The organism is Bradyrhizobium genosp. P, from assembly GCF_049949265.1.
In the GTDB taxonomy this organism is placed as follows: Bacteria; Pseudomonadota; Alphaproteobacteria; order Rhizobiales; family Xanthobacteraceae; genus Bradyrhizobium.
The window spans coordinates 1,618,020-1,640,214 of sequence record NZ_CP188195.1 but is presented as its reverse complement, the minus strand read 5'-3'; the positions used below and the strand labels follow the sequence as shown (position 1 = coordinate 1,640,214).

Annotated in this window: 22 protein-coding genes; 3 read left to right on the top strand and 19 right to left on the bottom strand. The window is 60.5% G+C overall.

What is annotated here, in order from left to right; all coding sequences use genetic code 11:
- Positions 1 to 162 precede the first annotated feature (162 nt).
- The gene (locus tag ACP2YO_RS07940) at positions 163 to 1,389 is read left to right on the top strand and encodes an ABC transporter substrate-binding protein (RefSeq protein WP_426440376.1); all 1,227 of its coding nucleotides are present in this window, start codon (positions 163 to 165) and stop codon (positions 1,387 to 1,389) included.
- A gap of 404 nt (positions 1,390 to 1,793) precedes the next feature.
- Here ACP2YO_RS07940 and ACP2YO_RS07935 read toward each other — a convergent pair whose 3' ends face one another.
- From ACP2YO_RS07935 to ACP2YO_RS07850, 18 genes are all read right to left on the bottom strand, one after another.
- A complete protein-coding gene (locus ACP2YO_RS07935; protein ID WP_426440375.1) occupies positions 1,794 to 3,026 on the bottom strand; it encodes an ABC transporter substrate-binding protein in 1,233 nt (410 codons plus the stop codon).
- A 52-nt stretch (positions 3,027 to 3,078) separates the two neighbouring features.
- Positions 3,079 to 4,407: an MFS transporter gene (locus ACP2YO_RS07930; RefSeq protein WP_426440374.1), complete on the bottom strand. Its 1,329-nt coding sequence runs from the start codon at positions 4,405 to 4,407 to the stop codon at positions 3,079 to 3,081.
- Between the two features lie 232 nt (positions 4,408 to 4,639).
- Entirely contained in the window at positions 4,640 to 5,545 is a 906-nt protein-coding gene (locus tag ACP2YO_RS07925; RefSeq protein WP_426440373.1) for a LysR family transcriptional regulator, read from the bottom strand.
- 85 nt (positions 5,546 to 5,630) lie between these two features.
- The gene (locus ACP2YO_RS07920) at positions 5,631 to 6,806 is read right to left on the bottom strand and encodes a thiolase family protein (RefSeq protein ID WP_426440372.1); all 1,176 of its coding nucleotides are present in this window, start codon (positions 6,804 to 6,806) and stop codon (positions 5,631 to 5,633) included.
- 67 nt (positions 6,807 to 6,873) lie between these two features.
- A complete protein-coding gene (locus ACP2YO_RS07915; RefSeq protein ID WP_426440371.1) occupies positions 6,874 to 7,644 on the bottom strand; it encodes an enoyl-CoA hydratase/isomerase family protein in 771 nt (256 codons plus the stop codon).
- A gap of 1 nt (position 7,645) precedes the next feature.
- Positions 7,646 to 8,422: an enoyl-CoA hydratase/isomerase family protein gene (locus ACP2YO_RS07910; protein ID WP_426440370.1), complete on the bottom strand. Its 777-nt coding sequence runs from the start codon at positions 8,420 to 8,422 to the stop codon at positions 7,646 to 7,648.
- The gene (locus tag ACP2YO_RS07905; protein ID WP_426440369.1) at positions 8,406 to 9,821 is read right to left on the bottom strand and encodes an MmgE/PrpD family protein; all 1,416 of its coding nucleotides are present in this window, start codon (positions 9,819 to 9,821) and stop codon (positions 8,406 to 8,408) included. Before ACP2YO_RS07905 ends, ACP2YO_RS07910 begins: the two co-directional genes overlap by 17 nt.
- Positions 9,821 to 11,041: a CaiB/BaiF CoA transferase family protein gene (locus tag ACP2YO_RS07900; RefSeq protein WP_426440368.1), complete on the bottom strand. Its 1,221-nt coding sequence runs from the start codon at positions 11,039 to 11,041 to the stop codon at positions 9,821 to 9,823. Before ACP2YO_RS07900 ends, ACP2YO_RS07905 begins: the two co-directional genes overlap by 1 nt.
- Positions 11,038 to 12,306 carry a CaiB/BaiF CoA transferase family protein gene (locus ACP2YO_RS07895; protein ID WP_426440367.1) on the bottom strand — a complete coding sequence of 423 codons (1,269 nt, stop codon included), beginning with the start codon at positions 12,304 to 12,306 and terminating at the stop codon, positions 11,038 to 11,040. Before ACP2YO_RS07895 ends, ACP2YO_RS07900 begins: the two co-directional genes overlap by 4 nt.
- 20 nt (positions 12,307 to 12,326) lie before the next feature.
- A complete protein-coding gene (locus ACP2YO_RS07890) occupies positions 12,327 to 12,866 on the bottom strand; it encodes a flavin reductase family protein (protein ID WP_426440366.1) in 540 nt (179 codons plus the stop codon).
- A gap of 256 nt (positions 12,867 to 13,122) precedes the next feature.
- The gene (locus ACP2YO_RS07885) at positions 13,123 to 14,586 is read right to left on the bottom strand and encodes an MFS transporter (RefSeq protein ID WP_426440365.1); all 1,464 of its coding nucleotides are present in this window, start codon (positions 14,584 to 14,586) and stop codon (positions 13,123 to 13,125) included.
- A 174-nt stretch (positions 14,587 to 14,760) separates the two neighbouring features.
- Positions 14,761 to 15,546: a gamma-glutamylcyclotransferase gene (locus ACP2YO_RS07880; protein ID WP_426440364.1), complete on the bottom strand. Its 786-nt coding sequence runs from the start codon at positions 15,544 to 15,546 to the stop codon at positions 14,761 to 14,763.
- Positions 15,543 to 15,665, bottom strand: a complete 123-nt coding sequence (locus ACP2YO_RS07875) for a hypothetical protein (RefSeq protein ID WP_426440363.1) — start codon at positions 15,663 to 15,665, stop codon at positions 15,543 to 15,545. The genes ACP2YO_RS07880 and ACP2YO_RS07875 overlap by 4 nt, the downstream gene beginning before the upstream one ends.
- Before the next feature lie 191 nt (positions 15,666 to 15,856).
- On the bottom strand, positions 15,857 to 16,537 hold the full coding sequence (locus ACP2YO_RS07870; RefSeq protein WP_426440362.1) for a glutathione S-transferase family protein: 681 nt from the start codon (positions 16,535 to 16,537) through the stop codon (positions 15,857 to 15,859).
- A gap of 121 nt (positions 16,538 to 16,658) precedes the next feature.
- Positions 16,659 to 17,351: a glutathione S-transferase N-terminal domain-containing protein gene (locus ACP2YO_RS07865; protein WP_426440361.1), complete on the bottom strand. Its 693-nt coding sequence runs from the start codon at positions 17,349 to 17,351 to the stop codon at positions 16,659 to 16,661.
- Between the two features lie 73 nt (positions 17,352 to 17,424).
- Positions 17,425 to 18,198 carry an oxidoreductase gene (locus ACP2YO_RS07860; RefSeq protein WP_426440360.1) on the bottom strand — a complete coding sequence of 258 codons (774 nt, stop codon included), beginning with the start codon at positions 18,196 to 18,198 and terminating at the stop codon, positions 17,425 to 17,427.
- Between the two features lie 39 nt (positions 18,199 to 18,237).
- A complete protein-coding gene (locus ACP2YO_RS07855; RefSeq protein ID WP_426440359.1) occupies positions 18,238 to 18,912 on the bottom strand; it encodes a peroxiredoxin-like family protein in 675 nt (224 codons plus the stop codon).
- Between the two features lie 94 nt (positions 18,913 to 19,006).
- Positions 19,007 to 19,999, bottom strand: coding sequence for a LysR family transcriptional regulator (locus ACP2YO_RS07850; RefSeq protein ID WP_426440358.1), 993 nt, complete (start codon positions 19,997 to 19,999; stop codon positions 19,007 to 19,009).
- 63 nt (positions 20,000 to 20,062) lie between these two features.
- Between ACP2YO_RS07850 and ACP2YO_RS07845 the strand changes: the two genes are divergently transcribed.
- Together ACP2YO_RS07845 and ACP2YO_RS07840 are read left to right on the top strand one after the other, a co-directional pair.
- Positions 20,063 to 20,509, top strand: a complete 447-nt coding sequence (locus ACP2YO_RS07845) for an MAPEG family protein (RefSeq protein ID WP_426440357.1) — start codon at positions 20,063 to 20,065, stop codon at positions 20,507 to 20,509.
- A gap of 45 nt (positions 20,510 to 20,554) precedes the next feature.
- Positions 20,555 to 21,244: an IS630 family transposase gene (locus tag ACP2YO_RS07840; RefSeq protein WP_426440356.1), complete on the top strand. Its 690-nt coding sequence runs from the start codon at positions 20,555 to 20,557 to the stop codon at positions 21,242 to 21,244.
- Between the two features lie 12 nt (positions 21,245 to 21,256).
- On the opposite strand, the gene ACP2YO_RS07835 is transcribed toward ACP2YO_RS07840, so the two are convergent.
- Positions 21,257 to 22,108, bottom strand: a complete 852-nt coding sequence (locus ACP2YO_RS07835; protein WP_426440355.1) for a hypothetical protein — start codon at positions 22,106 to 22,108, stop codon at positions 21,257 to 21,259.
- Positions 22,109 to 22,195: the final 87 nt, after the last annotated feature.

Genomic DNA, 22,195 nt, shown 5'->3' with positions numbered 1-22,195 from the left:
GTCGCTTCGGAAGCAGATTCGGTACTCCTGCCTCTCATGCCAGAATGACTTTTAAATACTATAAATTGACTTTCTCGTCAATGCGACTCATCATGTCTCTCGATAGGTCCCGCGTTCCCATCGTGGGCAGGTGGACCCATGCAACGATCGGGAGGGATATACATGCCCGCTTCCAAAGCACGGTTCGCCGCAGGCCTCGCGGTATTCAGCGCTCTGAGCCTGTCGGCGCCAACGGCAGGCGCGGCGGAAAAATACGGACCCGGGGTAACCGACAAGGAAATAAAGATCGGTAACATTGCTCCCTACAGCGGTCCGGCATCCGCCTACTCGATGTTCGGAAAGGCCGAGGCCGCCTACTTCAAGAAGGTGAATGACGAGGGTGGCGTTAACGGCCGCAAGATCGTCTTCATCAGCTACGACGACGCCTATAGTCCGCCGAAGGCCGTCGAACAGGCCAGAAAGCTCGTCGAAAGCGATGAAGTACTCCTGATATTCAGTCCGGTGGGTACACCGTCCAATTCTGCGATCGCCAAGTACCTAAACGGAAAGAAGGTACCGCAGTTATTCGTGGCGTCCTACGCCGACAAGTGGAACGATCCGAAGGCCTTTCCGTGGACGATGGGCTTGGGCACATCGTATGCCACTGAGGGAGCGATCTACGCAAAGTACATTGTGGCGGAGAGACCGGGTGCGAAAATCGCCGTCCTGTATCAAAACGACGACGCCGGAAAGGAGCTTCTGAAGGGGCTGAAGAACGGACTGGGCGAGAACTCGAAGATGATAGTGGCGGAAAAGAGTTATGAGGTCTCTGAACCGACCATCGAGTCGCATGTGGTCGAACTCAAGACTTCGGGCGCCGACGTGTTGGTAAGTTTCGCGACCCCGAAGTTCGCCGCACAGAGCATAAAAAAGGCTTTCGAACTCGGTTGGCATCCGCTCTTTGTCATTCCGAACGTATCGTCCTCCGTGGGAGCCACTCTTAAGCCGGCAGGCTTTGACAAAACACAGGGCATAATTTCGGGGACCTACCTCAAGGATGCCCTCGATCCCCAGTGGGGAAACGATGAAGGTATGAAGCGGTATCTTGAGTTCCTCGAAAAGGGCATGCCGGGTGTAGATCGGGCAGACAACGTCGCCGCCTCAGGCTATCTGGCTGCGCAGGCGATGGTTCAAGTGTTGAAACAGTGCGACAACGACCTCACGCGAGAGAACGTCATGAAGCAGGCGGCAAACCTGAAGGGATTTCAGGCCGATCTGCTTATTCCAGGCATCACCATCAATACCGGAGCCGAGGACTACAGCCCGATAAAAGACATGCAACTCATGCGGTTCGTGGGCGACAGGTGGCATTTGTTCGGGGAAGTCGTCACCGCAACGGCGAAGAATTGAGGCGGTCGAAATGCATTTCGATCGTCGTCGCCTTCCGAATCCTGGGCGGCAAGCACGCATTAGCGCCGAAGGATGACGCAATGCGAATCGTCGTGGTGTCCGCGTTTAAGAGGAGACTGTGAATCGGCGCGGGGGTCCGACGCCGATCGGCAAGCTAAGCCTTTGACACCACTGATCTAGGTGGGGTCGGTTCTATCGCGCCGATTTGCATCCAGGCCGGGGAACACGGTCATGCGACCCTTGCCGTTGATCCAATACTGCCATTCCCCGCCGTTCGGATGCAGCGACCCGGGTGGCCAAACTGCCGGCCGGAGCCCTTCGAGCCACAACCCGTTGAAGCGTTCGGTCGGTTTCGCCAGGTGATGGAAGGAGCCGATTTCCCTCCCGCCCACGCCGCAGCGCCATCACTCCTTCGGAGCTTCCCGAATTAGCTGACCGAACAGTTTCCAAGACGCACCTTCGAAACGCATTAGTTGCATATCTTTGATGGCGTCGTAATCCGCTGGGCCGGTGTTGATCTCGATACCCGGCAAAAACAGATCCAACGAGACATGATCGAAACTCGCCGCCTGCTTAATGACGTTCTCGCGCGTAAGATCGTCTCCGCATCGTCGCAGGACCATCTCGACGGCTTGCGCAGCGGTGTATCCGGTCGCCAACAGCCCATCGGATCTGTCCGCTCCATGCATACCTTTAGCTAGAAACTCGAGATATTTCCTCATGCCCGGATCATTCGCCCATTGAGGATCTAAGGCGTCCTTGAGAAACGCCGCCGAAATCACGTTCTGCGAGTTTTGAATTCCGGCCGGCGCCAACGTGGCCCCGACCGAGGAAGATACCACCGGCAGGAAATGCAGGGGATGCCAATCCAGTTCGCTCGCCTTCTTGATGCTCTGCGCTGCGAACTTCGGGGTCGCCAGACTGAGGAGCACATCGGCACCGGAATACTTCAACTGCACGATATGAGCGTCGATCGTCGGCTCCGACACCTCATAGGAACTTTCGGCGACGATCATCGAGCCGGCCTTGTCGCCAAGTCCCAGCTTGAGACCTTTGAGCAGGTCCTTCCCGGCATCGTCGTTCTGATACAGGACGGCGATCTTTGCGGAAGGTTTCTCCTGCAAGATGTAGTGCGCATAGATGCCGGTCTCGACCTTGTACGTCGCACCGAGACCCATCGTCCATGGGAACTGCTTCGGATCGTTGAAGCGGGATGCTCCGGACACGACGTACAGTTGGGGCACGTGCTTTTGATTCAGGTATTTCTGGATCGCGCCGTTGCCCGCGGTCCCGAAGGAGCCCGCGATGAATAGAACGCCGTCGCTCTCGACCAGCTTCCTCGCCTGCTCCACCGTCTTGGGTGGACTGTAAGCGTCATCGTTCGACAGGAAATCGACCTTGCGCCCGTTGATCCCACCGGCTTCATTGATCATCTTGAAGTACGCGGCCATCGCGCTGCCGATTACGCCATACGCCGAGGCAGGGCCGCTGTACGGCATGATATTTCCGATCTTTATCTCCGTATCCGACGCTCCCGGATCGTACTTCTTTTCCGCGGTCGATGGCGTCGTCGCAGCCAAAAGACATGTGACGGCCAGCAAGGGCCCAATCAGAATTTCGGACTTCCACGAAGGCATTTCGGTCTCCCGTTACGGCCGGCCGAGACTTCGCTGTGAAGCCGAACGACCGCTATTTCGATAGCTGTTGAGCTCGGTAGTTTGCGCGTCGATAGATCGAAATGTAGGCGACCAGGCTCATCAAGCTCGCCAGCACAAATACGCCTGCGATCGAGCGCGGGTCGCCGGTGTAGGACAAGACGCTGGTAGCTACGAACTGCGCGCTACCACCGAAGATAGCCAGGCCGACTGCGTAAGTCGTCGAAACCGCCATCGCACGGACCGTAGGAGGAAACGCTTCCGCAACGACCATGTTCAGCAAGGCCGTACAACTCATGTGGAGAACGGTCAGCAGCGAGATGATCGCCAAGAACACGCGATCATCGCGCGACGCAACGATGATATAGAACGCCGGAAAGGCGAGGATGGCCAGAAGAAGCCGCGGGACGACATTGATGGCGAGCCGCCCGAGGCTATCCACGCAATAACCGCCCAATATTCCCGCGAGGGCGCCGAACACGCCGATAAACACGGGTACCAGCATCGCTGTCGAAGCAGATAGCTTCAGCGTGACAATCGCGAAAGTTGTCATGTAGGTGAAGAGATATTGGTTTATCGCGACCCCGCCGATAAAGAAGATCGTGATCAGCACAAGTGGGAGCTGCTGCCGGTTCAGCAGGCCTCTCACGATCTCGCCTTGAGACCGGACGTGCCGTCCTGTGTCCAACGTCTCATCAATGTTCTTCCGGATATAGATCCCAGCTGGAACGATCAGAAAGCCGATCGCAAATGGAATTCTCCAGCCAAACTCGAACATTTGCTCCTTGGTCAGAAGCCATGTGAGAGAGGAACCAACTACTCCGGAGGCGATATACGAGATCGAGTGCGAAGTGACCTGCCAACTCATGGCCAGCCCTCGTCGCTCGGGTGGCGCCGCCTCCATCATCAGCAGCGCGGCGGAGCCGACTTCACCGCCGCTTGCGAAGCCCTGAACGAGGCGAGCGAGAACCAATAGGACTTGAGCGGTCGTGCCCAACCGGTCGTATGCCGGAAGCAATGCGATCCCGAGCGTGGCACCGCCCATCAGCCACATGGTAAGGGTGAGAACTTTCTTTCTGCCAAACCGATCCGCGTACATGCCAAGATAGAAGGCACCCAGCGGCCGGGTGACAAACCCCAGCCCCAAGGTTGCGACTGTCAGCAGCAGGCTTTGTGTCGGTCCTTGCAAGGGGAAAAAAGCGCGCGAAATGTAGACCGCAAAGAAGCTGAAGACCAAGAAATCGTAGATCTCCAGGCCTTCGCCAAGCGCCCCCGCGATGACCGTTTTCGTTGCCATCCGCGAAAGGCGCGTAAGGCCGGGTCCTTTGGCGACCTCAGGCGATAAAGAAGCGGTCGCCGTCATCAGATTCCCTCTTTTCGACTGTGCCGGTCGCCGTCGGGGTTTGCCCGAGGCGAACGGCGCGGCTTTTTCATCTGCGCGAAGTTTGCGCTGACGGCATCCCCCGTCGGGAAAACGATAGTGCTTTGACGAACGCGAACAATGACGGAATCTTTCTTTCTGCTATCCACTTTCGGTCGATTGGAGGTAACCACGGGACGGGGGGCCGCGCGTCCGCAAGGCACAACCAACGAAGTCAGCCGTGCTTCGATTCCTCGAGCAATCCAACGAGGGTGCTGCGCGCAAGGGCTGCGGCCTCGGTCGGTAGCGCGGTTTGGGCACCTCTTACAGGTCGGACGAGGCAGATCGTCACTTCAATCACGGGCTTGACGATGCGTTGCCAGCTAAGCCTGGGATGGCTGTCGCGCCGCACAGAATTGAGCGGCATCACCGTATATCCGCTTCCCTTTTCGACCAGATCGACGATTGAACGGACCGCATCGATTTCGAGCGAGATGTTCAACGAGATCCCGAGGCGTGCCGCCTCGTACTCCAGCAGCGGACGTATCGTATGCATGGTGTACGGCATGATGAGAGGGATATCCGCGAGTTGCTCCAGTTTGACCTCTCGTGGCTTTTGTCCCAGCGGGGTCGCGCCGATCAGATAGAGGTTCTCGGTCGCGATGGGATCTATAAGCAGGTTCGGAGACGCGACCGGATTCAGCAGGATCGCGAAATCCAGTTTACCCATCAGCACCTGTTCGGTCAGGGCGCTCGAGTAACCTTCCACGATACTTAGCGAAGCCTTGGGAAATCGCTCGACGAACTGTTCCGTGAAGGAAGGGATCATCGTTCGGCCAACGCTCGGGGTGAATCCGGTCACTACCTTCCCATCATAGGCTGTCTTGCCTTCGTTGAGGGCGTCCATCGCCGAGTCGGTGGCATGAAGAATGCCCCGCGCATGTTCGAGGAATCGGCGTCCCAGCACCGTAAGTGTCACTCCCCGTCCGTTACGCGCGAACAGATCTGTCTTCAATTCGAGTTCAAGCGCCCGGATCTGGCGGCTCAATGTCGGCTGGGCGATGTTGAGAAGGTCGGAGGCCCGACCTACGCTGTTGAGCTCGGCAACTTTGACGAAATAACGCAGTTGCTTGATTTCCATAGCCGTATGACCACAACCCGAAGACAAGACCTTCCAGGCCATGCCCACGGCGGTGGTAGCCAGCAGAAGGTGCTTTGGCGAACTTTCACGCTGTTAGAATAGAGACCGAAGCCAACGCCGAGTCCATGCCGATCTGCCCCCCTGAGCACTCTGCCAACGCTACCTTTGCTCCCTCCCTTTGCCTGGCCCCCGCGGCACCTCGCAGTTGAGTCGTAAGCTCTACAATCTGAGCGAGGCCGGTCGCGCCGACCGGATGGCCTCGGCTCAGAAGACCTCCTCCCGGATTTACCGGCAGCCGCCCTCCGATCGAAGTGGCTCCACTTCGAAGCAATTCGACGCCTTTGAACCTTTCGGCGAAGCCAAGCTTTTCGTAGAGCATGATCTCCGCCGGGGCCGACGCATCGTGCACTTCCGCGACGTGGATTTCTTCCGGACCGATGCCGGCGGCTTCGTATGCGAGCTTTCCCGCGCGTTCGGCCGCACTCGGATCTGCCCCATCGTGATTTGCCGAAACCAAAGTTGAATTTCTGACGACGATCGGCCGACAACCCAGGCGTCTTGCGACCTTTTGACTGACCAAGACGACGGCAGCCGCGCCATCAGCGATGGGCGAGCACATCAGGAGGGTCAGAGGCGAACGAACCACCCTGCTTCCGAGAACCTCCTCAACGGTAGTCTCATTAGTGAATTGCGCCCACGGACTGAGGGAGCCGGCCCGCCTGCTCTTGACGCATACGCCCGCGAAGTCCTCTTGGGTCGCGCCGCTTGCGGCCATGTATTTTCGAGCTCGATCCGCATAGATGTCCATGAACAATGAGCGGTTCTCCGGCATCTCCTTCATCAATCTGCTCCGCTCTTCGACGTCCACTCCGGCCGCGAAAGCCCCGAAGGTGACTGACTTGTCTTCGTGCGTCAGCTTTTCGGAGCCGATCGCTAAGGCGATTTCGGTTTGGCCCGATGCGACCGATAGCCAGGCGAGTTGAAAGGCCGAAGAACCCGATGCACAAGCGTTGTCGACGTTTACAATCGGACTGCCCATCAAGTCGGTATATCGAAGCGCGACTTGTCCCCGAACGGTCTCTTGACCCGTTACCAGGCCGGACAGCGCATTCGCGAAGAATACGGTCTCTATCTCCTTTTCGGATATACCCGCATCTTGAGCGGCGGCCCTGAGCGCTTCTTCGGCGAGCGAACGAACGCTCCGGCTCAGGAATTTCCCGAAAACCGTCTGGCCGATGCCAGCTACGACGACGTTTCTCATACCATGTATCCCTTCAACCTGACTCGCCTGCAGGCCAACGGGCCTTGTAACTTGGGCTTTTGACTTCTTACTCGCGCCCAGCGTCGACCCCGGCAACTTTCGGATCAGCCATGGACTGACGTCTGCCGCTTTCGCGGAGGCGCGAGTTGACGTCCAACCCGTACTCGAAGGCGTGCCGCCAATCCGAAATACGCGCGGGTATGATGTCGAGCGCCGTCTTCGTCTCCGACAGGGCGCTTGCATCGAAGCCGGCTATCCTGGTGGCCAACTGCTCCGATTCCCTCATGAGTTCGGTGCGCGGAACGGATAGGTTGACCATTCCCCAGTCGGTGGCCGTACGGCCGTCGATCCTCTCTGCGGTAAGGGCCAGCCAGGCAGCGCGTTTCGCGGTCAACTGCTTCTGTGTCCCAGGTCCCGCAAACTGCGGGTAGGCGCCGAAGCCGATTTCCGGCATGCCGATTTCGGCCTCGTCGGCGGCTATTGCCAGATCACACACGCTGATCAGCGTCGAGCCTCCACCTAGGGCGAAGCCGTTCACCGCAGCGATGAAAATCGCGGGATGTTGCCGGATGCCCAAAACCACCTCGATCCAATCAGTTGCGCGGTCCGGCGCAACGCCCTGATCGAGGTCCGCCTTGTGTTCTTTCAGGTCGACGCCCGAACAGAATGTCTCTCCGGCTCCCGTCAGGACGACGGCTGGAAAACGACCGCGTATCCGATCGAACGCTTCGAGCAAAGCTCGGCGGGAGGCACGATCCATCGCGTTCCGCTTGCTCGGCCTGTTCAGGCGAATGATCGCGAAGTTCTGTCTTTCCTCCAAAATGATCGTATCGCTCATGTCATCGTCCGCGATAGACGGGACGGCGCTTTTCCTGAAAAGCGAGGCGACCCTCAATACGATCTTGTGTGTCCCGCAGTAGTCCGAGCGCGAATTGTTCGGACTGAATAGCGGATAGCAATGGAAGATCGAGACCTTCACGGACCAGACGTTTGACCGCTCGGACCGCTAAGGGCGCGTTGGCGGCGATCCGCAGCGCGATCTCTCTTGCCGTCCGTGCGAGATCCTCGAGGGGAACGACGCGACTGACGAGTCCGATCCGCAGCGCCTGCTCCGCGTCGATGCGTTCCCCCGTCAGCATCATGAGCATGGCGTCCGAAAGCCCGACCATTCTCGGCAGCCTTTGCGTGCCTCCCGCCGCAGGAATGCTTCCGACGCACACCTCGGACTGACCGAATTGCGCATTCACAGAAGCGATGCGGATATCGCAAGCCAACGCAAGCTCCATTCCTCCGGCAAGCGCGTATCCGTTGACCGCGCAGATCATAGGTTTGTCGATTTCCAAGCCCGCGAACGGGTAGAGCCATTTCGGCTTGCCGAAGATAAGCTCCGCAAAGCTTTCTTTCGGGGGCATTGTCTTCTTCAAATCGGATCCGGTGCAGAAGGCTCGGTCGCCAGCCCCGGTCAGGATCGCGACGCGAACTTCATCGTCGGCGTTTAACCGCTGGAAGGCATCGTTGACTTCTGCGAGCGTCTCAGGATCGAGCGAGTTCATCGCATCCGGACGGTTCAGGGTGATGGTCGCGACCTGCTCGTCGACCTCATAGAGTACGGCCATTGGCGCTCCTTGCTGAATGTGCCGGTGCCATCAGGGCGACGACCAGGGACCCGACATCGAGTTTTGCAATGTTTGCCGTCGCATCCATGATGCCGTTGCTGCGGATCGGACTTCCACCCCACGAAAGACAATCTTCTATCTTTTCCAGAAACTCCGGCTCGGACAACGGCGAGCTCGGAGAACCGTGCAGCGTGTCGACACGCTGTGAAACGACCTCTCCGGTCTTCAGTCGAAGAGTTATCGTCGCGAACCGGGGTAGCATTCCTCCATCGCTCTCTCGCGCCGTGATGCGTTTCATCAACTTTCGCACGTTCGGACGATTGACCGCTTCATCGGTGAAGGACGACAAGCCGATCTTGCCGTCGAGGAGCGCGGCGGCGATCGCATAGCTCATGCTGAATTTCGCCTCCATCCCGGACTGCGGAGGTGCAGGAAGGAGCAATGCCAAGGCGCCGCTGCTTGTGACGACATCAACCGAATTCACGTCGTTCGCGCTGAACTTCGAGGATCGCATGAGACGGAAAAGGCCATCCAGGGGACGATGGACCGCGTAGCACGCCGGGTATTTCTTCACCTCGATGCCACTGCGCTCGATCTCGAGCGGCTGCTCGCCGATTCCATCCAGTGCGGCTGCGAGACCCTCACCGTTGGAATAGAGCTTGGTGTACCCGGTCGGGCCGTCGAGTGCTGTCGGCGCGGCGGTTATTCCCTGCTCCGCGAGTAGCGCGGCACGCAGCGCGGCGGCGTTGCATTGCCCGATCTGAAACGGCTTGGCGTCCGTCCCGAAGTTCTCCCGGCTGCCGCCGGTTTGGGCAACCGCCAATCCGATCGCGTGGCAAATGCGGGTCGGATCCATACCGATGAGGTAGCCACACGCGACGGCGGCGGCGACGGTGCCGACCGACGACGTCATATGCCAGCCCCTTGCATAGTGAACGGGATCGAGTGCCCGCCCTAACCGGCAGCAAATCTCGAATCCGATGAGGTAGGCCGCCACCAGCCGCGCACCGCTGATGTTTCGGGACTCTCCGAGTGCAAGGAGCGCGGGGAAAAGTGCCGAACTGGGATGACCACTCATGGGAGATGACGCATCGTCGAAGTCGAGGGCGTGAGCCGCCACGCCGTTCGCGAGAGCCGCCCCCTCAACCGTCGCAACTGAAAATGCCCCCCAGACGGTGGCACGTCCTTCGATGCGGGCGCTGTGTCGCCCGGACGCCTGAGACAGTCCCTCGACGTAGCGGCGCACCTTTACAGAACAGTCTTCTCTGCTACCGGCGATCGCGACGGCGAAGGTATCTGCCAAGGCCCTCCCGCAAATGCGGACGTGTCTCGGATCGACACGTGAAGCGTCGAAGCCGGAGGCGAAAGCCGCGATCGTCGGGCCCGCGTTCGCACGCATCAGCTTAGGACCCCGTCGCGACGGAATGCTTCGATCTCGGAAGCGCCGAGGCCGAAGACCTCGCTGCAGATCTCGTCCGTGTGCTGCCCCAACAAGGGAGCAGGCGACCGCGGGACCGGCGACGCCCCAATGATCCGAAATGGCGGAGCGTTGTAAATCGACGGCCCCATCTCGGGGTGGTTCAACTTTACCCAATGGCCGCGGTGCACGAGCTGCGTGTCGCGATCGACGACGTCGGCCGCCGTATTGACGACGCCGGCGGCCACGCCGGCATCTTGCAGGCGGTCCATCAGTTTTTCCGCGATCCAATCCTTGGTCTTTGCGCCGAGATGAGCGTCTATCTCTTTGCGCCGAGACCATCGTCCGACACCGGTCGCGTAGGCCTCATACGTCGACCAATCGGGCGTTCCTATGACCTCGACGAGCGCCCGCCAAGCACGGTCGGAACTCGCCGATATGGCGATCCACCTATCTTGCCCGCTGCACGGATAGACACCGTGAGGGGAGATCGGTGCTCGCTCGTTCCCGGTACGATCCGTGTTAGCTCCGTTCACGCTGTAGTCGATCATGGTCGGTCCGATCAGAGCGATGGTCGGTTCCGTCTGCGCGACGTCGATGTATTGGCCCTCGCCGGTCCGACGGCGGTGACGGAGAGCCGCGAGTATCGCGAAAGCCGCGTGGCAAGGGTTCGGAATATGGTCCGAGAAATTCGTACCGGTCCCCGCGGGCTCGCGCTCGGGAAGGCCCGACAGATGCTGGAGTCCGGTAAGGGCACCGATCGTAAGTCCGTATCCGAGATATTTGCTCTCCGGGCCGGAGTCGCCCTGCATCGACATCGAGATATAGATGATGTCATTCTTGAGCCCTCTCACCGCATCATAGCCGAGACCGAATTTTTCCATCGTGCCCGGCGTGAAGTTGTTGGCGACGATATCGCTCTGCGCGATAAGGTGGCGCGCCAGATTCTGGCCTGCCTCCGTTTTCAGATTCAGGGTGATGCTTCGCTTGCTGCTGTTGCGGTCGGCGAAGTAACCGCTCCTGTTTATGCCCGGGATTCCGTTCTTGTAGGGACGGCTGCTTCGCAGCGAATCCATCCGTTCACGACTTTCAACCTTGATGACTTCGGCTCCGTGATCCGCGAGTAATTTGGTCGTGAACGATCCCGCTCCGATCCAGGTGAAATCCGCTACGCGTACGCCTTCCAACGGCAGACTGTTCAATTGATGACCCTCAGCTTCAGGAGCGCCGCTCGCGCGGCCGCGTCGTATCCCAGTTCACTCAAGATATCCGCGGTGTGTTCGCCCAACCGAGGCGACGGACCGGCAGCCATCCAAGGGGTCGCCGTCAACCTGTAAGGCGCGCCCGGAACGCTCATGAGGCGCCCGGTCTGCTCGTGGCGCTGCGAGACGAAGAAGTTTCGATAAGCCAATTGGCGGCTTTCCAGGATATCCTTCGGCGTACAAACGGGACATATCGGAATGCGCTTGGCTTGCCCCGCCTCGTAAAGCTCCAGCTTGGTTCGCTTTGCTGCGAACGGCTGGAACAACGAATTGAATATCCGTTTTGCCTCCGGAGTCGCGAGATAGTCGTGGCTATTCCATTTCTTGTCCAGGAGTTGCGCCGCTTCGGCCACGTCCTCTTCGATGAGCCAGTTCGCTGTGTTTTCCCAGAAGCGAGTGGAGGCGATCCCGCCCGCCATGAGGTAAATCTCGCCGTCGACGCATCCGAACACGCCGACGCCTGCCATGCTGAGCTGGCCCGTTCCTCGCGTCCGCACCGATTTCTCAAGATCGTAGAACTGGATCGCGGTTTCCAATCCCATGACGACGCACTCCTGAACGGATACGTCGATCTGCTTGCCATTCGCGGCGCCCGGTGCGGCTTCGACGGCAAGAAGCCCCATCATGGAGGCCACGGACGCGAACTGAGCGGCCGAGAGGTACGCCTGATTTCCATGAACCGCGGTCGGCATGTCGGCGTATCCACCGAGGTAGAGCAGCCCGCCGAGAGCCAGCGTGACGATGTCTTCGCTCTCGTAGTTCGCGTAGGGCCCCGTCTGGCCAAAGGGAGTGATGCTCGTCATCACCAATTTCGGGGCTTCTTTGGATAGCGATGCGAAATCTAGGCCGCGGGAGGCCATCACGCCAGGCTTTTCCGACTCGATGAGCAAATCCGCGTTGCGGATCAACCGTCTGAATATTGACTGGCCTTCGGCGTTGTCGAGGTCGATCGCAATGCTACGTTTCCCCGCATTGTAGTATGCGAATGGAATACTGCGCTCGAGACCCGCCTTTCCGTCGACAAAAGGGCCGTCGCGTCGGACGCTCGAGCCTTCAATCGGTTCGACGATGATCACTTCGGCGCCCAGATCCGCGAACTGTTTGCCGCAATATTGACCACTCCAACCGGACATATCCACGACGCGGATCCCCGCGAGCGCCGTACGCGGCTTTTCCACTTTAGCGCCGTTTATCTTGTCCTTCATCCGCACATTCTCCCCGAACATCAGACGTCGATCCGTTCGTGGGTTCGGCAATAACTTCGACCGGAGATGCGGCCGAGCGCATTCATCACTTGGTGGTCGACTCTGTGTCCGGAGAGGATGCCCTGCGCCGTGTGCGCGACCAAAACCTCGCCGACGATCATGATCGTTCCCTCGTTTCCGGATCCGAAGTTCACCGCTCGATGCAGTCGGCATTCGAAGTGAACGTGCGACTCGGCGATGCGCTGGGGGCGTACGTTCAACGATGGCAAGACATGAAAGCCGACCTCGGCTACCTCGCTGACCGAAGACGGATAAGAGACCGAGCACTGCTGTACCTGCGACGCCATCGTCTCGTTGACGGTATTGATGACGTATTCCTTCGATTTCAAAACGTTAGCGACCGTATCCTTGTGCCCGGTCGGCGATTCATGCGCGACGAAGGCCAGCAATGGCGGTTCGACCGAGACGACGACGAATTGACTGAAAGGCGCCGCGTTGAGCACACCATCGTCGTTCAGAGACGTGACGAGGGCGATGGGTCGCGGAATCACCGTTCCCATCAGGAATTTGTATCGATCCTCGCTCTTGAAGTCCCGGAGGTCCACGGGCGCATGTCTGGAATGATACATAAACTTCTTCCCTCGGCTTCTAAACGCGAATGCGAAGTTAGAGCAGTTCGACGGTGCGAACGATGACGAAAGGGCTATTTCTGCTATTCGGTTTGTAGCGTCTAGGCACTCCGAAGGTTTGAAGCAGCAGATCGCATCGTTTCTGAATGCATTTGCCTCGCGCACCTTTGCGCGTAGTTGAAATCGACTAGCTCCGCTGTGCGGCCGGCAGAAAGCGGAGCAGCAGGACGACGGCGACAAGGGCGACGGTCAGCCACGCGGCGACAGACGCAAACGCTGACGTGTAGGCCTCGGCCGGCGAAACCCCGCTATGCTGGGCGTGATCGAGAACCGAGAAGAACGGTATCTCAAGGATTGCGATGCCGAGTGCGTTGCCGACGCGCTGCATGGTGTTCAGCACTCCCGAAGCGGCTCCAGTGTGGGCTTCGGATATCTCCGTGAGAACGGCGTTGACCACGGGCGTCATGAACAACCCCTGCCCGACGCCGAGCACAGCCAGTCCCGGGATGATGTAGGCCGGCGTGAACGTGGACACAGGTATCAAAGCGCAGGCGACATACCCCAGCGCCGTGCCGCCGGCGGCGAGAACGGCGCCGGCGAAGAGCGTCCTGCGGGCGTCGGTGCCGGCGAAGCGCCCGACCATGAGGTTCGTGATCACGAAGGTGATCGCCATCGGCGAGAAGTAGAGCGCCGACTTCACCGGGGACAGACCGAGCCCAATCTGCGTGAGATAGCTGAAAGTGAGAATGTACGGGCTGATCGTTCCGAAGAACAACAGCATCAGTAACAGCCCGACCGGGAATGCACGGTCGCGGAACAACGAGGTGTCGAGCAGCGGCGAAGTGCCGTCGATCGTCTTCCGGTGCTGCTGCGCCATGAACAGCGCGAACACGGCAAACGAAGACACCAGCATGATCAGCGACCACGCCGGCCAGCCGGCTTCGCGGCCCTCGATCAGCGGAAACAGAAGCATCCCGAGACCGAGCGAACTGAGCGCGGCGCCGACCAGGTCGAGGCGCTGCCCACCGGCCGCGCGGGACTCGTCGAGCACGACAGGGCCGACGAGCAGCGCGCAGATGCCCACCGGCAGGTTGAGGAGGAAGACAGGCCTCCAGTGCAGCCCAAGGATATCGGCTGACACGACGATGCCACCGAGAACCTGACCGAGAATGCCTCCCATGCCGATCGCCACGCCCATCCAGGCGAAAGCCGTCGCGCGGTCGCGCGGACTGACGAACGTCACTTTGATCAGCGCGAGCACCTGCGGCGTAAGCACCGCGCCGGCGATACCTTGGAGGAGCCGGGATACGATGAGACTGAAGGCCGTTGGCGCGAGCCCGCACAGACCGGACGCGACGGTGAACGCGGCAAATCCGATCAGGAACATCCTCCGCCGGCCGAACCTGTCGCCCATCCGTCCGGAGGTGATGAGCCCGAGCGCGAACGTCAGCGTGTAGCCGGCGACGACGAATTCGACTTGCGAGAAGGTCGCGCCGAGATCGCTGCGGATGCTCGGAATGGCGACGATGACGATGAAATTGTCGAGCACCGACACGAAAACCGCGGTCAACAGGACGGCGAGCCCGATCCAACGCCTGCGATCCTCCCGTTGCGCGACCGCGAGCGATCCCGGTTCGTAGACATCGACCATCTAGAAGCCTCCCGAGAATTGCGCCGCCCGAGTGGCGGCCGTTACCTGTCCGCTGCCCACCCGCGGGTGAGGCGGTCGACCTTCCGGTCGGTGATACCATCGGCGACTAGGCTCTCTTCTCAGTTGGCCGATCTAAGTCAGCCGTTGAAGGCTGACGGACTGAATTAGAGAAATTCAGGTTCTAAATGGGTGTCTCGTTGCCTCTATCGTCGCTTCACTGCCCAACGCGCAGCGGCGCATGAGGCTGTCGACCTTGCGGTCGGAGATGCCGTGCTGGATCAGGCTTTCGCGCGTCCGGACAAGGTAGTCGAGGTTGGACCCGAGGAAGCCGGCGCCGGTGGCCACCAGCCTGGCGGTCTCCCCCTCCGGAAGCGATCCAACGTAGTTGTCGGCGCCGCGGTTGGCGACGAAGGCGAGCACCCGGATTTCGCCTTCGTTGCCTTTCGCGCGCAGCCATTTCGCCAAATAGGATCCGATCGACATCTCGCGGCGCCAGAGCAGCGCCAGCTCGGAGTCGATATTTTCACGCGCCATCCGCAGCGCGACGCCGACCGACGCCCCGCCGCGGTCGAGGCCCAGCATTAGCCCGGGTCTCTCTGGTGAGCCGCGACCGGCCGTGGAACGCAGGCAAAATGATCGGTGATAACCGTTGATCCGGACAACGCGGCGTTCCTCGACCGCAAATATCGCATTCCACATCAGCGAACCGTAGCCGAAGACCCAGACGTCTCCTTCGAAACCCCGGAAGGTCTCGGCGCGCGAGGCATCGAGTTCGGCATCCGAACGCATCTCTCCGGAGCGGGCCTCGCGTGCGATCAGGTCGCGGATCGGACCGCTCTCGAGATCCGCACGCGTCAAGCCGCCGGGCCCGGTCAGGCGCTCGACTCCGCCCGGCGTGGTCACGGTCGCTAAGGCCTCGACGGCAGCGAGGTTTCGCTTCTTGCGGCGATCGGACGTCATCGCGCATCCCGCCCGGAGCAGTCGCCGGAAAGAACGCGGTCGAGCGCCGACGGCTCGAATTGTTTCGGCGAGCGCGCAGCGGCGTCGCCGTCGTGATGGAGAACCCGTTCGACGAACATGGCGATCGTCTCCCGGCGGAATTCCTCGCAGAGCGTGTTCGGCCGCGAGCTTCGATCCAACGGTACCAGGAGCGCCGCGGCGAGAATGCTGATCCGCGCCTGCACGGAAGCGGAAAGGAAATCGGGCTCGCGTCGCGCGGGCCCGATTTCGCTGGATTGGAGTGCTTGTCGTCGCGCTCCGTACATCGGCCTTACTTATGCAGATCGCCCAAGCCGACCGTGGCCTTGATGAAGCCTTCGAACTGCTTCTCCATCGGGAACGGCTCGGGGATCGTTAGACCCTTCTGGACGGCGGGGCGCGCCATGACGCGGTCCAGCCACGCCTTCAGGTTCGCGTTCGCGGAGACCGGAAGATCCTGCGTGAACGGAAGGAGCGCCGCTGCACGCACCCAGGGAACCATGGCTATATCGGCGATCGTGTACTCGCTGCCGGCCAGATACTCCTTGCCTTCGAGCCGGGTGTTCAGCACGCCGAAGATGCGGCTCACTTCCTTGAAGTAGCGGTTGGAGACTTCGGGGGCCTTGTTCTGCCACGGTCCGCGGAAGACCATGAGCTGCCCCATCATCGGGCCGAGGGAGGCCATCTGGAAGATCGTCATCTCGATGGCCTTGATGCGGGCCTTGGGGTCCTTGGGAAGAAACTTGCCGGTCTTCTCGGCGAGATAGATCAGGATCGCGCCGGACTCGGTGACGACGAGACCGTCGTCGACGAGCACCGGGATCTTGTTGTTGGGGTTCAGCTTGGTGAACTCCGGCGTCAACTGTTCGCCGCCGAGGAACACGTGATGCACGTTGTACTGGAGGCCCATCTCCTCCAGTCCGATGGACACCTTCAGTCCGTTCGGGGTGGCGTCGGTATAGAGATCGATCATGTCGGTTTTCCTTGTTGGTATGCTCGGTAGGATTCTCGACGGACGGCGCAGGGGCGCGCCGGCCGCCGCGATCGACTCCCCCTTCAGGGCAGATGACGGGAGGCGATATGGCAGTGGTGGGTCAGCTTGCCTTCAGGCTCGCCTTGGCCCCGAGGCGTTGCGCGCGGCGGACCGGCTGCGGCGCCTGCGGGTTCATCTCCTTCGCGATCGCGTAGGCGCGTTCCGTCGCCGGACGCGAGGCGACGGCCTCCAACCAGCGCTCCAGGTGTGGAAACTCCTCGAGATCGAGTTCGAAGAGGTTGTAGGGAGCGGCCCACGTGTAGGCCGCGATGTCCGCGACCGAATATCCGCCGGCAAGATACTCCCGGTCAGCCAGGCGCTTGTTCAAGACGCTGAACAAGCGATGCGTCTCTTTGCCGTAGCGCTCGATGCCGAAGGGGTGCTTCTCGGTCGAACGCTTGAAGAAGATCAACTGGCCCGCCATCGGGCCGAGACCGGCGACCTGCCAGAACAGCCACTGCGTCGCATCCATGCGGCCGCGGATGTCCTTCGGAATCAGCTTGCCGGTCTTCTCGACGAGGTACAGCAGGATCGCGCCGGACTCGAAAAGGCTGATCGGCTCTCCGCCGCCGATCGGATCGTTGTCGACGATCGCCGGAATCTTGTTGTTGGGCGCGATCTTCAGGAATTCGGGTTTGAACTGCTCGTCCCTGACGAGATTGACCGGCACGATGCGGTACGGCAGTCCCGTCTCTTCCAAGAACATCGTAATCTTGTGACCGTTCGGCGTGGTCCAGTAGTGAAGGTCGATCATTGTCCCTCCAGCCAAGTTCGAGGTGTATGGAATAACAGCGATGCCCGGTCTAGCCGGACGCCACGTGTTTGATTCAGATGGCGAGTTCGCCCAAGCCACCGCTTACGAAAGTGTTGTGGCCGGTGATGTAGGAGGCTCGCGGCGATGCGAGGAACACGATGGCTTCGGCAAGTTCTTCCGACGTGCCGGCGCGTCCCTTGAGCGGAACGGTCGAGAAGAACTGCTCGTCGGTGATGCCCATTGCCGTAGTGATCGTCTTGCGCACCTCGTCGCCGCCGGGGGTGATGATGGGTCCGGGCGTCACGATGTTGACGCGTATGCCGAGCGGAGCGAGATCCTTGGCAAGACCCTCGGTATAGCTGTTCAGCGCGGCCTTGGCGGCCCCGTAGTGCAGCAGCGGACCGCCGTACGGCAGCCGACCGCCGGAGGAGACGTTGACGATGACGCCGGCCGGCGACTGCTTCAACGCCGTGAGTACCGCGGTGGTCACGCGCAACGTGGCCAGAAAGTTGACGTTGAGCGAGTCCACCCATTCCTCGTCCGGGATAGCTTCAGAGCTCGGCAGATGAACGCGAGCGGCGCCGACGGCGTTGATCAGGATGTCGAGACCGCCCAACTCCTTCAGGGCCGCCTTGCCGATCGCATCGGCGCCTTCCTTGGTGCGCATGTCGCCTTCGATGAAGATCGCGCCCTTTGGGGTTTCCGCGTGACGGTTGCGGGCGGTGACGACAACCTTGGCGCCGCCGTCGATGAGACGCTGCGCGGACGCGGCGCCGATGCCGCGCGAACCGCCGGTGACGAGCGCGCGGCGCCCTTCGAATTCCTTGGTTAGATCGAGATTGGACATGGTTTCTCCTTGCGGGTTGAAGACACGGCCGGACGACGATCAAGCCGCCCGGGCGCGCGCCAGTTGATCGAGGACCGGGACGAGTTCTGACGGGTCCGGGCGGCGCAGATAGTCGGGATTGACTTCGGCGTAGGCGACGACGCCGTCCTGCGCGATCACGAAGCGCGCCGGCATCGGAAGGCTCCACGACCTGTCGTCGTTGAAGGCTTCGAGATCGTTCCTGAGGATATCGCGGTAGATCTTCACGACCGGAGGCGTGAGCGTGAAGCGCAGCCCGAACTCCTCGGCGACGATACCGTGGCGGTCGACGAGGATGGGAAAGCCGAGGCCATTCTCGCGTGCCGAACGGCGACTGTTGACTGCGTTCTGCATCGAGATCGCGACCAGCGAAGCGCCCCTCGCCTCGATTCCGGAGCGGGCTTCCTCGAGTGCCTTGAGTTCGATGTTGCAGTACGGGCACCAGACTCCGCGATAGAACGTGACGACGAGAGGTCCTGCTGCAAGCAGCTTCGCAGAGTCGATGACGTTGCCTTCGCTGTCCTTCAGGCGGAACGACGGCGCCGGCTGACCTGCCTTAAGGGCTTGCTCGGCCTTCTTCGATGCGACGAGCTCCGCCGTTTCATGCTGCAGCGTGTCGATGATGTTCTTCGAGATCGCCCTGCTGTCGATCAACGAGGCGGTGAACGCATCGAGTTTGTCCTGAAGTATCATCATTCCTCCGGTCCAAAAGCCGCGGAAATCCGCTGCCGATGACCGGGAATGTGTTGCAGGCGATCAGAGACGAGTAGCCGGACAAACCGACTTTAAGTTATTCAACAACTGAATGCTGGAGCGCGTAGGTCTCGGGCTTGGACGAAGTTTTCTTCGCGTCGAGTCCGTCCGCATCCAGCGGCCACTTCGGCGTGAAGAGATTCTGAAGCGCCTTGAATTCCGCCACCATGAAATCGGAGAACGCACGCGCGGAAGGTTTTGCGGCACGCCCTGCGGGAAGCACGACGTTGATGTCGGCCTCGCCCATCTCCCAATCCGGCAGCACGCGGACCAGCGCGCCGTTCCGAAACTCTTCGAGACAACTTAGATGCGTCGACGAGACAATGCCCAGACCCGCGACCGCCGCCTTCGTCGCGCTGTCGGTGCCGTTCAGGATGAACTTGCCCTCGACACGGATCGACGTCTTCTTGCCGTCCTTCTCGAACGCCCATCCTTCCAGTCCCAGGGACGCGGGACCGACGATGCAGGTGTGGTTGGGAAGATCGGTCGGAACCTTGGGGATGCCCGCGCGCTCGAGATAGGACGGAGATGCCGCGAGCACCCGATAGACGATGCCGATTTTCCGCGCGACCGCGTTTGAATCCGAAAGCGAACCGACGCGCATAGCGGCGTCGACGGCGTCGCCGATCAGATCCTGGCGCCTGTCGTTGAGGAGGAACTCGACGCGCAGCGTGGGATGGAGATCGGTGAACTTCGACAGACGCGGGAATATGGCGCGGTTGGCGAAGGCGGACGACGTCGCGATGCGCAGGATGCCGCGCAACTCGCCGGTGCCGCGCGCCGCGTGATCGGCTTCGTCGAGCGCGGCCAAGATGACCTCGGCCCGGGCGAGATAGTCGCTGCCGGCTTCGGTCAGCGTGACGGCCCTCGTCGAGCGCGTCAGCAGGGCCACGCCGACCTTCTTCTCCAGCGCGGCCACGATGCGCGAAGCGGTCGGCTGCGAGAACCCGAGTTCGCGTCCGGCCACGGAGAAGCTGCCGGTGCGGGCGACCCGGACGAACAGCAGCAGGGAGACAAAACGGTCGTTCATTTGATTACCGCATAAATGCTACTGTATTCCTATCACTACTACCAAACAATGAATAGGCTACTAGTGGTCCTCACCCGCGCCGACGGCGGCCGGGCCCGTTCTGAGGGTATTTGGATGTTGTTAGCCCTTTCGATTATCTATGCCGGCGGGCTGGTCTGGACTTCTGCCCTCGCCCAGCATGTCGGCAACCTCAGCTCGCACGGCGTGAAGTGGGTCGGCAGCGACCGGTCGCAACCCGTCCCCGACGACGGCTTTGCCGGTCGGGCAACCCGCGCGCTGCGCAACAATCTGGAATCGGCGGCGATGTGGGTCCCGGCGGCCCTGATTGCTGTTTTTCGCGACGAAACCTCGACGCTGATCACCTGGGTGTCGCTCGTCTACATCGTTGTTCGGACGACGTTCACGCTCGGGTACTGGTTCAAAATCAACGCGCTACGATCGCTCTCATGGCTAGTCGGAATGTTCTGCATCGCCATCTTGGTCGTTACCGTGCTGGGCTCGATGGTCTAATGGAAGCGCCTACCCGCGGAACCGGACCTGACGCTGGAAGCGATCGTGCAGCGGCTGCTGGTCCGTGTTGGTCTGAAGACTTCAGAGGCTGCCGTTCGTCGCTTCTTCAAACGCCACGCCATCACCTTCAAAAAAACGCTGCACGCCGCTGAGCAGGATCGGCCCGACGCATCGCAGGCTCGCGAGCGCTGGCAGCTCAGCCAGGCAAGCCTTGATCCCACCAAACTGGTATTTGTCGACGAGACGGGCGCCAACACCAAGATGGTACGCGCCTATGGGCGATGCTCAAGGCGCAAGCGGCTCGTCTGCAAGACCCCGTGGGGTCATTGGAGAACCACCACCTTCACATGCGGCCTGCGCTGTGACGGCCTCGTCGCGCCTTGGGTGCTGGAGGGCCCAATGACCGGCGATGCGTTCCGCGTCTACGTCGAGAAGGTGCTCGTCCCGATCCTGTCGCGAGGCGATACAGTCATCATCGACAACCTCGCCAGCCACAAAGTTGTCGGCGTGCGTGAAGCGATCGAGGCCGTGGGCGCAACGCTTCTGTATCTGCCGCCCTATTCCCCAGATCTAAATCCCATCGAACTGGCCTTCGCCAAGTTCAAAACCGGACGGCGAAAGGCCGCAGAACGAACCGCCGATGATCTCCGGCATAGAATCGGCGTTCTCATCGACGACTTCTCTCCTCAGGAATGCCAAAACTACTTCTGTCACGATGGATACGCTTCAGCTTAAGTGACGAATGCTCTAGCCCACAGCCGTCATCAAGGCCTGGGTGATCGGAATGATCTTCACGATAGCGCCGCGTGCGAAATCTTCGAGCGCCTTGCAGACGATGTCTCGGACAGCCGAATCCATCGCTTCGGTGGGAGGAGTGAGGAATGGAAGCAACGCCTTCGCGCGGGCATCGGCCGCCGTCAGGGTCCGCTCGATTGCCATGGGCAACCGTCCGTCCGCTTCCATCGGCGCGATCAAGCTCCAGGTCAGCGCCAGAAACGACGGCCAATTGGCCAGGTAGCGGTAAAGGCTTGCAAGGATGGGATCGCCCGGCGTGCAAAGTGAATTCAGTCGCCAAGCCAGTTCGGCGACGGGCGGCGGCATCTCCTCTGGATTGAGCAGACGCGCCATCTTTTGCAACGGCGGCGCAACGGCGTGCGTCTCGACCTGTTTCGGCGTGGTGCCCGGCAAGGCCCCGTGCGCCGAGTCCTTCAGCAACAGAAGCAACGCGTTCAGGGATAGGATGTTCATAGTGCAGCTCATCTGATAGCCACGCAGGGTAGAGCTGATCAGCGCGATATCCTTTGCCTCGATTTCAAGGATGTGGAGAACTTCGGGCGGCAGTTGTGGCAGGGTTGGCCCCGTAAGCTCGCGCCGGAAATCGCGGGCTGCGTCACCCAACTCGCTACGCTGGTGCAACGGTGCGATCGTCCGCCAGCACCAGGATAGCGCACCAGGAAACATCGCCAGATGCCGCCAGATCAGATTGACCGAAGACGTTCCAAGACTCGTGCGGATATCAGCGAAGATGGCCGCAATTTCGCCTTTCGCGTTGCCTTCGCCTACCGCGGGCACGGGATCGCCAAGGGGATGCGTATTCATGGTTGCGCCTCTGGATTATCATTCCTGGACCGAAATCGCGTCAGCACCAAATCTTCAACAAAATCGGTCAGATCATCGATTTATAGT